The organism is Arthrobacter sp. KBS0703 (assembly GCF_002008315.2).
GTDB lineage: Bacteria > Actinomycetota > Actinomycetes > Actinomycetales > Micrococcaceae > Arthrobacter.
In genome coordinates this window covers 3,429,875-3,442,301 of the sequence record NZ_MVDG02000001.1, presented here as the reverse complement: position 1 = coordinate 3,442,301, position 12,427 = coordinate 3,429,875, and the positions used below count along the sequence as shown (strand labels likewise).

Annotated in this window: 12 protein-coding genes; 5 read left to right on the top strand and 7 right to left on the bottom strand. The window is 66.9% G+C overall.

The features are described from left to right. The first annotated feature begins 1 nt into the window (after position 1). Positions 2-817 (top strand): type II CAAX prenyl endopeptidase Rce1 family protein, encoded by an 816-nt coding sequence (locus tag B1A87_RS15955; RefSeq protein WP_078029171.1) that lies wholly within the window; start codon positions 2-4, stop codon positions 815-817. A 176-nt stretch (positions 818-993) separates the two neighbouring features. Continuing rightward, positions 994-1,257, top strand: a complete 264-nt coding sequence (locus B1A87_RS15950; protein WP_078029263.1) for a hypothetical protein — start codon at positions 994-996, stop codon at positions 1,255-1,257. Between the two features lie 88 nt (positions 1,258-1,345). On the opposite strand, the gene B1A87_RS15945 is transcribed toward B1A87_RS15950, so the two are convergent. Further along, positions 1,346-1,756 (bottom strand): helix-turn-helix transcriptional regulator, encoded by a 411-nt coding sequence (locus B1A87_RS15945; protein ID WP_078029172.1) that lies wholly within the window; start codon positions 1,754-1,756, stop codon positions 1,346-1,348. Between the two features lie 323 nt (positions 1,757-2,079). Between B1A87_RS15945 and B1A87_RS24685 the strand changes: the two genes are divergently transcribed. Both B1A87_RS24685 and B1A87_RS15935 read left to right on the top strand, forming a co-directional pair. After that, a complete protein-coding gene (locus B1A87_RS24685) occupies positions 2,080-2,427 on the top strand; it encodes a YegP family protein (protein WP_078029173.1) in 348 nt (115 codons plus the stop codon). A 28-nt stretch (positions 2,428-2,455) separates the two neighbouring features. Beyond that, on the top strand, positions 2,456-3,130 hold the full coding sequence (locus B1A87_RS15935; RefSeq protein WP_078029264.1) for a PAS and ANTAR domain-containing protein: 675 nt from the start codon (positions 2,456-2,458) through the stop codon (positions 3,128-3,130). A gap of 29 nt (positions 3,131-3,159) precedes the next feature. Here B1A87_RS15935 and B1A87_RS15930 read toward each other — a convergent pair whose 3' ends face one another. Both B1A87_RS15930 and B1A87_RS15925 read right to left on the bottom strand, forming a co-directional pair. Further along, a complete protein-coding gene (locus B1A87_RS15930) occupies positions 3,160-3,666 on the bottom strand; it encodes a MarR family winged helix-turn-helix transcriptional regulator (RefSeq protein ID WP_078029174.1) in 507 nt (168 codons plus the stop codon). Positions 3,667-3,777: 111 nt separating this feature from the next. Beyond that, positions 3,778-5,505 carry an AMP-binding protein gene (locus tag B1A87_RS15925; RefSeq protein ID WP_144275843.1) on the bottom strand — a complete coding sequence of 576 codons (1,728 nt, stop codon included), beginning with the start codon at positions 5,503-5,505 and terminating at the stop codon, positions 3,778-3,780. 194 nt (positions 5,506-5,699) lie between these two features. On the opposite strand from B1A87_RS15925, the gene B1A87_RS15920 reads away from it, so the two are divergent. Next, positions 5,700-6,833, top strand: coding sequence for an acyl-CoA dehydrogenase family protein (locus B1A87_RS15920; protein ID WP_395940278.1), 1,134 nt, complete (start codon positions 5,700-5,702; stop codon positions 6,831-6,833). Positions 6,834-7,013: 180 nt separating this feature from the next. Here the strand turns inward: B1A87_RS15920 and B1A87_RS15915 are convergent, their stop codons facing one another. From B1A87_RS15915 to B1A87_RS15900, 4 genes are all read right to left on the bottom strand, one after another. After that, positions 7,014-7,775 carry a serine hydrolase gene (locus tag B1A87_RS15915; RefSeq protein WP_139362878.1) on the bottom strand — a complete coding sequence of 254 codons (762 nt, stop codon included), beginning with the start codon at positions 7,773-7,775 and terminating at the stop codon, positions 7,014-7,016. Positions 7,776-8,346: 571 nt separating this feature from the next. Further along, the gene (locus B1A87_RS15910) at positions 8,347-8,940 is read right to left on the bottom strand and encodes a DinB family protein (protein ID WP_078029178.1); all 594 of its coding nucleotides are present in this window, start codon (positions 8,938-8,940) and stop codon (positions 8,347-8,349) included. A gap of 243 nt (positions 8,941-9,183) precedes the next feature. Next, positions 9,184-9,387 (bottom strand): cold-shock protein, encoded by a 204-nt coding sequence (locus B1A87_RS15905; protein WP_013599688.1) that lies wholly within the window; start codon positions 9,385-9,387, stop codon positions 9,184-9,186. Between the two features lie 207 nt (positions 9,388-9,594). Then, complete coding sequence (locus B1A87_RS15900) at positions 9,595-12,423, bottom strand: PEP/pyruvate-binding domain-containing protein (RefSeq protein ID WP_078029179.1); 2,829 nt, start codon at positions 12,421-12,423, stop codon at positions 9,595-9,597. Positions 12,424-12,427 lie beyond the last annotated feature (4 nt).

Sequence of the window (12,427 nt, the reverse complement as noted above, 5' to 3'; positions counted from 1 at the left end):
CATGCCCCTGGCCGTGCAGCGCACTGTCAGGGGGACATCCCTGCGCATTATCCCGGCCGCGATGCTGTCGCTGTCCGGCTTCCTCCTGCTCGGGCTGGAGCAGGGCGCTCCCGGATACGCCCTGCTGGCGGCCTCGCTGCTCCTGGCCGCCTTGCTGGACAGGATATTGCTCCGGGACCTGGCGCTGATTGCTGCGGGAGTCGTCGCCATCAGCGCCGTGCCGGTCACCACGGACGTCAGCACGTCCCACATGCTCGTCATGGGATCCGCGATGATTCTGGCCGTCGGGATCCCCTACGCCGTTTCACGATTCGTCACCAGGGAGCACTCGGTGGTCTTCCCGGTCCGGACCGGGAAGAAGTGGACCCGGGCCGAGAAATGGTATCTGCCGGCCGTGGTGGTGATGGGCTACGCCCTGCTGCCCGTGTACATGATCAGGACCGGCGTCTACATGAACTGGCCGGCCGTGCATGACCCCGAAGGCATTGCCCGCCTCTTCGTGGGCACCAACGCCCTGGGCATTTGGGACGAGCTGTTTTTCATCTGCACCACGTTCGCACTGCTCCGGAGGCACCTGCCCGACTGGCAGGCCAACCTGCTGCAGGCCGTCCTGTTCACATCATTTCTGTGGGAACTGGGATTCCGGTCCTGGGCGCCGCTGTTCATCTACCCGTTCGCCCTCCTGCAGGCACGCATCTTCACGGTCACCAAGTCGCTGTCCTACATCGTCAGTGTCCACCTGCTCTTCGACTTCGTGCTGTTCCTGGTGCTGCTCCACGCCCACAACCGCGCATGGATCGACATTTTTCTGTACTAGGGCAGGCCGCCGAGGGGCCGCTGATCGAGCCTGTCGAGATCCCGCCCGTTTCCGCAGGCTGTTGGCCGTCGGGATTTCACCTGCCGTTAAGCGCGGTGCTCTAGCCTTGCACTTCAAGCAACTGGGCGGATCCGGTGACCGGCCGAACCGGCAACTGTGCGGGAAGGGAAACGATCGTGGACAATATTGCTGCTGTACTGGGACGGCTTACCGCGGATGAACTCGAGGAAATCCACGCTGCGGGGCCCCACGGCCACCTCACCCGCCGGATCGTTGAGGCGCTTGATCGCGCTGCGGGCGGGCCGGGATCCGGGCGGGGTTACTACGTGCCGGCGGGAAGCGTCAGCGGGACCGGAAGCCCGCACCTGGTCCTGCGGAGCGACGTCGCGGCGTGGCTCTTCGGGTCGCCAGCGACGGCGGCCGTGGCAAATCCGGTCTGACGCGCTGACACGGTCCCTCCGAGGCTCCGCCCCGGCGCCGTTCCCGTGCGCTGGCCAGTGCGCTGGCCTTAGCGGTGGCACGCAGCGGCTAGAGAGCCGCCGCTCGTCGGCTGCTGGTGCCGGCGGTGGCACGCCGGGCCACTGACGGCAAATTGCCGGCCTGGAAGCCGCCAGCCGGAGGATTTCCGCTGGTCTGGAGGACTGTGCCAAGGAGGCCCCGCGCTGCGTCGAGAACCTCGCTCACGTCCGAGCAGGAGAGTTCGTAGAAGAGGCGGCCGTCCTTCCGCGACGGGACGACCAGGCGCTGGCGGCGGAGAATGCCCAGGTGCTGGGACAGGTTCGATGCCTCAAGGCCCGTCCCGTCCCGCAGGCGGCTAACTGCAACCGGACCGTCAGCCATCATCTCCAGAATCAGGATTCGCGCGGGATGACCCATGGATTTGAACAGCTCAGCCTTCACCTCCGTCTGGATCACACCCTCTGGCATGTCATCCGTCATGGGATTCCTTCCGCTGAATTCCTGGTTCCGGCGCCGATAAATGTCTTCTGGTTCCAAGTATAGAGACAGAACGGTCTGTCTCGAGATATCACCCAATCCGTGCTCTGCAACATGTCGGCACGCCCCGCGGCCGGGCTGCTCGCCGCCCCGTCTTCGGCGCGGACAAGGCTTGCCAAGAGCGCCTCGGCTAGTTCACAATTTCATAAATTCATCAATTCGAACCCCGGGACATCTGCGGGGTTACGGTGCGGAGAACTTCAACTGTCCCCTGTGACGATGGCGTCGCGGGAGGACTGGGTGATCCTTGGATCCAGGAGGACTTTATGGCTGGCATGTTCGAACTTTTCATCGACTCAGACGCTTCTTTCAGATTTCAGCTCACTGCACCGGACGGGACCGTGATGGCAGTTTCCCGGGCGTTTCCGAGCAAGGCAGCCGCGGTGGAAGGTATCGCTGCCGTTCGCGAATACGCCGGCATGGGCCACGTGCGGGAGTTGCCCGAAGCGCCCGCGGAACGCCGGGCCGCACATCGCCCGGCAGCGGTGATGGGCGGAGCTGTCCGGCGGGTCCAGCCCGTCCGGCCCGAATTGCGGCCTTCCTGCAAGGATTCCGTTCCTCCCCTTTCGCTGGCGACTTCTTTCGTTCGGTATCCCGCCGGTGCCCGGGGATGAGCTGGCAGAGGGCGCCGAAGATGCCCCGATGAACATGCCGAAGACGGTCCGGACCTACTCGAGTGCGCTCGGGGAGGCAGAGTGTGCCGCCGGCACGTTCCGCTACGATGCTGCCACGCAGCGGCTGGACTGGTCGGATGAGCTCTACGCCCTTCACGGATACAGCCGCGGGGAGATCGTTCCAACGCTCGATCTGCTCCTCTCCCACAAACACCCGGAGGACAGGGACCGCTGCCAGGACATCTTTGCGTCTGCCTGCGCCTCGGGAGGGTACTTCTGCAGTTACCACCGCCTCATCGACGCCCGCCTGCGCGAGCACCGGGTCCTGACGGCGGGGGAGGCGCTGGTGGAGGCCGGGACCCTGCGGGTTGTTGACGGGTTCATCATCGACCTCACCAGCACCATGCACTGGGAGACAGAGCGCGCGTCCCGGGAAGCCGTGGCGGGAGCCATCGGCACGCGGAGCACCATAGAACAGGCGAAGGGAATCCTGATGGGGGCCCTGCGCATCCGCTCCGACGCCGCGTTCCAACTGCTTGCCACCTACAGCCAGCAAACCAACATCAAAGTGGCCAGCACCGCCGCCGACCTCGTGCAGTTGGCGAATAATCCGCAGCAGCACGCACTGCTCCGCACGTTCATCGACGAGCTGCACCGCCCCTCCGAACTCCAGCCGGGGAGAGACTCCGTTCCCGGCCGCTAGCCCGTTTGCGGGGCGCTAGTCCAGAGAGGTCATTCGGAGAAGTCCCCGGCTCCCCGGCGGAAGTCACCGAGGATGCGGATTAGCTGGTCAACATCACGGTCTGCGAAGCCGGACTGGCTGAACACTTCGGTGTTGAGCACCGCCGTCGCGCTTTTCGCAAGGGTGCGCCCCTCGGCGGTGAGCTCGATCAGCGTGGTGCGACCATCCGTGGGGTGTGGCGAACGGGCCACCAGCCCGGCCTTTTCGAGGCGGTCGACGGCGTTGGTCACCGAGGTGGGGTGGACCTGAAGCAGGGCGCTCGCCTTGTTCATGGGCAGCGCGCCGCTCCGGGCGAAGCTGAGCAGCGCCAGAAGTTCGTAGCGGGCAAACGTCAGGCCGAAGGGTTTCAGGGCGCCCTCGATCCGGGCCAGGAGAATCTGCTGGGTGCGCATGATCGCCGTGATGGCGGCCATCGGCGCGGCGACGTCCCCCCAGCCGTGGCGCTCCCAGTTGCGCTGCGCATCGGCAATGGGATCGCGGGGCAGCGGCGAGTTCATGGCTCAGCCCTGGCTTTTCAGGCCCGGGAAATCCGCTTCCGAATATTCCCTCCCGAGGCTGGCCTGAACCGCACTCCCGGACGCTCCGGCCGCGCCGGAGGCCGCTGTCTCTTATACACATCTAGATGTGTATAAGAGACAGGGGCCGGGGGCCGCGGCGCCGGACTCCGCCGGGCCGTGCCGGAGCTCCTCGCTGTGCCGCAGTTCAACGCGCCGGATCTTGCCGGAAATGGTCTTCGGCAGCTCGGCGAATTCGATCCGCCGGATGCGCTTGAACGGTGCCAGGTGCTCGCGGCAGTAGCGCAGGATCTCCTCGGCCAGCTCCGGCCCGGGCTCATGGCCGGCAGCGAGGACCACGAACGCCTTGGGCACGGAGAGCTTGAGCGGGTCAGGGGACGGGACCACGGCGGCCTCCGCCACGGCTGGATGCTCAATCAGGACACTCTCAAGCTCGAACGGGGACAGCCGGTAGTCGGAGGACTTGAAGACGTCGTCGTCGCGGCCCACGTAGGTGATGATGCCGCGCTCGTCCCGGCTGGCCATGTCGCCCGTGTGGTAGTAGCCGCCACGGAAGGCGTCCGCCGTCTTGTCCGGATCCCCGTAGTAGGACTTCATCAGGCCCACGGGCCGCGGCTCCAGGCGCAAGCAGAGTTCGCCGTCGTCGGATTCCTCCCCGGTGGCAGGGTCAACCAGCACCACGTCATACCCCGGGAGGGGCTGGCCCATGGCGCCGATCTTCACCGGCTGTCCGGGCGTGTTGGCCACCTGCACCGTGGTCTCTGTCTGCCCGAAGCCGTCTCGGATCGTCTGGCCCCAGGCGCGCTGGACCTGCCCGATCACCTCGGCGTTGAGCGGCTCGCCCGCGGACACCACCTTCGTGGGCGGGTTCTGGAGGAGCGTGAGGTCAGCCTGGATGAGCATCCGCCAGACCGTTGGCGGGGCGCAGAAACTGGTGACCTTCTCGCGGTCCATCTGCTCCATCAGGGCGCGGGCGTCGAAGCGGTCGTAGTTGTAGATGAACACGCAGGCCTCCGCGATCCACGGCGTGAACACGTTGGACCAGGCGTGCTTGGCCCAGCCCGGGGATGCCACGTTGAGGTGGACGTCGCCGGGCTCCAGGCCGATCCAATACATCGTGGACAGGTGGCCCACGGGATAGGACGTGTGCGTGTGCTCCACGAGCTTGGCCTTGGATGTGGTCCCGGAGGTGAAATACAGGAGCAGCGTCTCGTCGGCCTTGGTCGGGGCGTCCGGAGTGAACTCCGCCGGGGCCGCCGCGGACTCCGTGTACCGGAAGGCATCCGGGGCCGCGTCCGCTGCGGAGGGCCCGGCGTCGCCGATTTCAATGAGCTTGTAATCGCCGGGAACCGCGGCGAATTTGGCGATGTTGGCGCTGCCGACGGCGGCCCAGCCCGCTTCGCCGCGCTCCACGCGGTCCTTCAGGTCGGCCGGGCCCATGAGCGTGGTGGTGGGGATGAGTACGATGCCTAGCTTGATGCCGGCCAGCATGAGTTCCCACAGCTCCACCTGGTTGCCCAGCATGATGATCATGCGGTCGCCTCGTTTCACACCCTGGCCGCGGAGCCAGTTGGCCACCTGGTTCGAGCGCGCCGATAACTCGGCGAAACTGCGGCGCGTCGCCGAGCCGTCCTGCTCGACGATCACCAGCGCCGGGTTGCTCCCCGTGGCCGGATCAGCCGCAATGGCGTCGAACCAGTCGAGCGCGAAGTTGAACTCCTCCAGCCGCGGCCACTCGAAGGTGCTCCTCGCCTGGCTGTAGTCATGGCGCAGGGCGAGCAGGTGGTCGCGTGCGGCACGGAAGTCGTCGGTGACTGTCATGGGGCACCTTTCGCCTTTGGAATCCACGTCCTAGTGATCCACATCACTGTGCAATATACTAGGACATCCAAGGGTTTGGAAGAGCGAAGGGATCTATGCCCGTGCAGCCACAAAGACGTGACAGCGGACAATCAACCGAAACGGCGGCCGCCGGTACCGACGCAGCCGCGCCGCCTTTTCCGGACGCGGACCTCATGTACATCGCGGACCTGCTGCCTGCCGGGGAGCGGCAGCGCTACCTCGACACGAGGGAGTTCCTGCAGTCCCGGGTACGTGCCCAGTCCATCGACTACTGGAACCGCGAGGAGTTCCCCTTCGGGCTGCTGGCCGAGATGGGCAAGCGCGGGCTCGGCGGGCTGCAGACGGACGGCACCTCCAAGCTCTTCAAGGGCCTCATGTACGTGGAAGTGGCCCGGGCCGACGTGTCGCTGTCGGCGCTGGTGGGCATCCACAACGAACTCATCGTGGGCATGATCAACGAGCTTGGCTCCGAGGAACAAAAGCGCCGGTGGTTGCCCGGCCTGACTGCCTTCACCCAGCTGGGTGCCTTTGCGCTCACGGAGCCGGACCACGGTTCCGACATCGCCGGCGGCCTGGCCACCACCGCCCGGCTCGAGAACGGCGAATGGGTGATCAACGGCGCCAAGCGGTGGATCGGGGCCGGCACCATTGCGGACTTTGCCCTGGTGTGGGCCCGCGATGTGGCCGATCAGCAGATCAAAGGCTTCATCGTGGAGACGGACCGCCCGGGCTATGTTGCAACGAAGATCGCCAACAAGATCGGGCTGCGGATCATGCAGAACGCGGACATCGTGCTCGATGACGTCCGGATCCCGGAGGCAAACCTGCTCCCCGGCGCCACCGATTTCTCCAAAGCCAACGAGCTCCTGCGGGATTCGCGTGCCTGGGTGGGCTGGCAAGGTGCCGGGATCCAGCTGGCCGCGTTCGACGTCGCCCGTTCCTATTCGCTGCAGCGCAAACAGTTCGGCAGGGAACTGGCCCGCTTCCAGCTGGTCCAGCAGCAGCTTTCCGAGATCCTGGGCAATGCGTCCGCCTCGCTGGCACTGATGGTTCAGCTGGCCCGGATACAGGAGGACGGCAAGCTGGAAATGGCGCAGGCCGCCATGGCCAAGGCCACCACCACCAGGCTCGCGCGCGCCTCCGTGGCCATGGGACGTTCCCTGCTGGGCGGCAACGGCATCAGCAGCGACTTCGAGATGGGCAAGCTGTTCGGTGACGCCGAGATCCTTTACACCTACGAGGGCAGCTACGAGATCAACTCGCTGATCGTGGCCCGGGCCGTGACGGGGAAATCGGCCTTCGTATAGAGCCGCCGTGCTGGCTGGGGGCGCCACGGCTCCTTGGCGCGGTGCGGCGGGGCAGTTTTGCACCATTTTCCTGCCGGGACCGGTGCACGAGGGTTGGAATTCCGCGGGCTGACCCGGACAGGTCGCGGGGTCGTGGCGGCAAAGCGGTGCAGAAATGCGGGCTAAGGCAGCATCCGCCGCCTAGAACAGTGCGGCCGCAACCGTCTGCGTGACCTGATGGATGATCCCGGTGCCGCCGGGCATGCCTGCAGGGTCCTGCCCCAAGGTGTACACCACAAGCACGTAGGCCCGCGTGCCCTGGACCAGGATGGCCGCATCATGCAGGTTGCCGCCGAGCAGGCCGTACTTGTGGAAAACGTTGATTCCGTCCGGAAGGGCGGCCGGGATCAGCCACTCGTAATTCGTGTACTGCATATAGGAGAGCAGCTGGGCAGTATTGGCATCGCCGAGCAGCCGGCCGCTGAACAGCAGCGCCAATAGCTGCGCCGTCTCTGCCGCGCTGAGGGTGTTCGTCATGCGGTCGTAGGTGATGCCGATCGATGCCGCGTAGTCCTGGATCCCCTGGTGGCCGATGGCGCCAAGGATCAGTGACCAGGACTGGTTGTCACTTTGCTGGATCATCCGGCGGAGCTGGATTTCGGCCGCGGCACCGCCCATGGGCGCCGCCAGCGAGAGGAGCCCCGATTCGGCCAGGTGGTAGTAGGCGGCCGCTGCCAGAACCTTGCCCGTACTCGCCGCCACGAACTTCTCCCGGACACCGTACTGGTGGACGATGCCGTCCGCCATGTCGATCAGGGCGACCCCTACCTGGCTGGGGGCGTTTGCGCTGATGATGCCGCTGATCTGCGCCTCAAGGGCCGGGCCGATGGCCGACACCCGGGTGGCCGGGATGACGGCCGCGGCGGGAACCGGCGATGCTGTGGCACGGGTGGTGGCACTCATTGCGGGAGTTGGCTTTGCAGTGGCTTGCTTCGCGGCAGCCGTCGCCGCACGTGTTGGTGCGGGACTTGCGGCTATTGACCGGCTGGGCGGCACTGGCCGGGCGACGGCCGGATTTGCAGGGGTGGCGGCCGCCGACGGCGTCATCCCGGGCGGTGTGCCCGCCGCGCCAACGGGAGGCGAGAGGGCGGATGCATAGATCACCGCCGCGGCGGCCAGGGAGGCAGCCAGGGCCGCTGCAAGAGCGCTGAAAGGGCGGGGAAGAACTCGGCCGCCAGGCAGCCTGTGCGGGCGTCCCGGTATCGGTGTCCGGCGGTCAGGGGTCCCACGATGCCTGCCGTGGCCGCCGTTCATCGGCACGGTCCATGCACGAAATGAGGTTCACGGCTCCGGAACCGGACGCCGCCGGGACATCCAAAGCGCCACAGTGGCCAGCCTGGCGAGCACCCTGACAACGCCCCTCCCAACGCTTGTCACGCTGATTTCGGTGCACCAAGCTTCGCCGGAGGACGTTGTGAAAATCTTGAAGGCCATTCCACGGGTGAGGAAGGGAAGCGGGCCGAACCGCGCCTGGTCAGGCGATCGGTCCGCCGGCCGCAGCTTCCCGGGCGGCGGCTTCCAGCCGGTCGAAGTGTGCGGTCTTCTCCGCATCGCTCCGCATCGGGAGGTTGGGGTCGCTCGGGCCCTGCCCTGCGGCGCCGTCGATGAGTTCGCGGAGGATGTCCGCGTGCCCGAGGTGCTGGGCCGTCTCCGAACCCATATGGACCAGGATCTGCTGCAGGGTCACGTGCTTTCGCTCTTCCGGCCACCATGGCACCACGCCGGGGGCGTCGAGCGCGAGGGCCTCGATGGTGGCATCGCTGTGGTCCGCCGAGAATTGGTGCAGGGCGATGATGTCCGCGCGGGTTTCAGCGGGCGTCGCCCACATATCCGCATCAGGCTCGGCGTCGTCGTCAAGCCACGGGACGTCCCGCTCGCTCGGCCGTCCGAACACCTCGCCGAAGTAGCCCAGCTCCACGCTGGCAACGTGCTTTACGAGGCCCAGGAGGTTGGTGCCGGTGGGAGTCATGGGACGGCGGACGTCGTATTCGCCCAGCCCGTCGAGCTTCGCGAGCAGTTGGGCCCGCCGCGTCTTCAGGTAGCGGTGCAGAATCGCTTTGTCATCCATAGCGGGCACTATACCGAGAACCTTGGGCACTGGCTGTCACATTGGCCGGCCGGAACCCGGCAGTTCTGCACCACTTTGTCCCGCCGGCCGGGCACGCAAGCCAGGAATGACGGGCGGCCCGGGACTTGGAACTGCGGAAACAGGTGCAGAACTGCGCCGGAAAGCAGCGCAACCAGGCCGGGGAGAGCAAAAAACTCCCCTGTCAGTGCTGAGATCAGCACGGACAGGGGAGCTCTCAAGCCGTTACAGCGGGCGAATGTTCTCTGCCTGCGGGCCCTTGGGACCCTGGGTCACATCGAATTCGACCTTCTGGTTTTCATCCAGGGAGCGGTAGCCGCTGCTGGCAATTGCCGAGTAGTGAGCGAAAACATCTGCTGATCCGTCATCCGGAGCGATGAAGCCAAAACCCTTTTCGGCGTTGAACCATTTAACTGTGCCTGTTGCCATTACTACTACTTCCTTTGTAACCCTTTTCTGGTCCTGCTCCGACGGCAGGCAGATGCGGAGACTGTCTTCCGCTGTCTCAAACCTAGGGGGCGTACGCTGGGCGTGCAATAGCTACCGTCATCAACTGTCCCTCCTGTAACGGGAGATTCTGTCCAAAAGGTCAGCCGGACGGCGGAGGGCGAGCGCTTTTTCGCTGCAGGAACCGGACTACGGCAGGGTCCCGCCGTCGGGTTCGGTCGCAACTTCGGTGATGGTCCCGGCGGCTCCGTCCACGACGACGGTCTGGCCGGTGCGCAACCGCGTGGTGGCGTCCGGCACCCCAACCACGGCGGGGATGCCGTATTCGCGGGCCACCACGGCGCCGTGCGAAATGACACCGCCCATCTCCATTACCAGGGCGCCGGCAGTTAGGAAAAGCGGTGTCCAGCCCGGATCGGTGGACGGCGACACCAGGATTTCCCCTGGTTCCAGGTGCGCGCCTACGGGGTCCATAATCACCCTGACCCTGCCCTCGGCCGTCCCGGCCGACGCAGGTGTCCCAACGAGTGCGCCCGGGGCGCCAGCGGCGCTCGCGATGGCGGCTTCTACGTCTGTGCCGTCGGAGAGCAGGAGCCGCGGTATCCGCCTCCGCCGAAGTTCCGCATCGTAGATGCGACGGCGATCCGCGACCATTTCCTTCAGCTCGCCGCCGCGAAGCCCCACGCGGACCTCATCGAAGGTCAGGAAGAAGACGTCGTCTGCAGCCGCTATGGTGCCTGCCTTGGCCAGCTCGGCGCCGATGGCAGCGAGTTGCCGGTGGACTTCGCCAAAGACGGTCACCACGTAAAACTTGGGCAGTTCGCGCAGGCCGGCGAGCTGCCGCGTCCGGTGCAGGCAGAAAGCCACGAGGCGGCCCCGCAACGGGCTCACCGCCCCGGCCCGTGCCACGAGACTGCTGATCCTGGCTTCGGCATGGTCGGCCGCCCGGTCGAACTGCCGGTCCGGTGCCAGCTCAGGATCCTCCACCCTCAGGTAGTTGGAGATCATTCCGAGGAGGTGGTCCGGCTTCTCGGACCACCGCGGCATGCCCAGGTCGATTTCGGCCACGGCTCGGTGGCCGTACCGATCCAGGAAGCGGTGCAGGCCCGTCTGGGCCACGTGCGGCAGCTCCCCGGCGGCATAGTTGACGGCCAGTTCGTCGGGACGCCCGCGCAGGAAAGCCTCCCGCGAGGGGGCGTCGTCGCGGACGGAAACAGCCAGGCTCCAAAGTTCAAGGTCCATTTCGGTCGTCACATTGTGTGGGAGCCCGCGCAGGACTGCCTCCAGCTCACGGGGTTCGGCCACTCCGCGCAGGAGCCAGCGGGCCAGACCCAGCATGGCGTACCCGGCGGCGGGTGCCGGCAGCGTAGCCCGGATCAGGTCATCAACCATGCGGGCCGGGGCGTGCTGGGCGTGGTCAAGCCTCCTGAACGCTGTTGCGGGCTGGGGCAGGGCGAGGTCCGCCTCGAGTCGCTTTCCGTAGCGAAAAGCCCGGCGCAGCTCAGCCTTTGGCCGGAGGACGGCGCGGATCAGGGCGGGGACCAGCCATACGATCGTGGCCAAGCCCGCCGTGCCGTCCCCGCGGACCCATTCCGCTGCCCTAGTTCTGGACCGCCGGGGCGGGGCGTTGGTGAGGCCGAATCTCGGGTCGTCGAGGAGCGCGGGCAGGACAGCAGCCGATCTCCCGTCCGCGAGGGGAACCCACTTCAGCAGCATCCGGCGGCCGGACGCGGTGCGGATCAAAGGCGTCAGGTCCGCGTACATCCTCAGTCCGGGACTAACATACGTCCAGGGCGACCTGCGGTTTCCCATCATTCCCATCATCGAGAGCCCCATTGGCGTGAGGGGACGCGTCAGCCCCTGCAGCAGAGTGCCGCAGAGATACACGCGGGTTTCAGCGTCCGGCGCCGATTCCAGCCCGAAAGGCTTGGCCGACGCTGGATCAGGCAGGGGGTACAGGGTGGTGATCGGCCGTGACTGGGTCAGCCAGATTGTGCCCTCGGCGTCGAGGACCCACTCCACGTCCTGCGGTTCCCCGAAAAGCTCCTGGGCTGATAGGCCCAACGAGGTGAGTTCACGGACCTGCGCTTCGGTCAGGCTTGGGCTGGCTCGGTCGCCTGGTCCGGACTCGTTGCGTCGCGGGCTGGACTGCCGGATCTTTCCCGTGGCCGTCTCCACCACGAAATGGTCCGGAGCCACCGCTCCGGACACCACCGCCGCCCCGGGGCCGGCGCTCGCATCGATGACCGTCTCGCCGCGCGTCCCCGTGACCGGGTTTGCGCTGAACAGCACGCCGGCGGCGGCGGCGTCCACAACATGCTGAACGACGACGGCGAGGCCGACGTCGCCATGGCGGATCCCATTGGCCGAACGGTACGCCACCGCCCGGTCCGTCCAGAGTGAGGCCCAGCAGCGCCGAACCGCCTGGATCACGGCGTCGGCGCCGACGATGTTGAGGAAGGAATCCTGCTGTCCGGCGAAGCTCGCGAAGGGCAGGTCCTCGGCGGTGGCGGAGGACCGCACCGCCACCGCGGGTTCGATACTGGCGTGCGGCGCGTTGCCGGCGGGCGGCGGCTCGCTCATCGCCGCGTAGGCCGTCCGGACGGCTGCCTCCACCTCGGGCGGGACGGGTGCCGTCCCCACGAGCTCCCTGGCACGCTGCGCCATCCCGTGCTGTGCGGTGTCCCGCTGTGCATCGTCCCGCTGTGCGGTCTCCGCCTGTGCGGTCCCGCGGTGCGTGTCCTCATGGCCGGAACTGCCGGCGGCCGGCGCCTCGCCGGTGCGTGCTGTTCCGGCCGCCAGATCGTCCAGGCAGGCCGCCAGCGCGGCCAGCTCGGGAGGAACCGCCATCCGGTAGGCGGCCGTGGTCAGGCAGAACCCGGCGGGCACCGGAAAGCCGGCGTCGGCGAGCCGCCCGAGATTTAGGGCTTTCCCGCCCACGAGCTGCAGGGGCTGCGAGCCCAGCTGGCCGAGTTGCAGCACGAGCGGGTCAGGCGCGCCGCGCTCCGGAAGGCCCATGTCC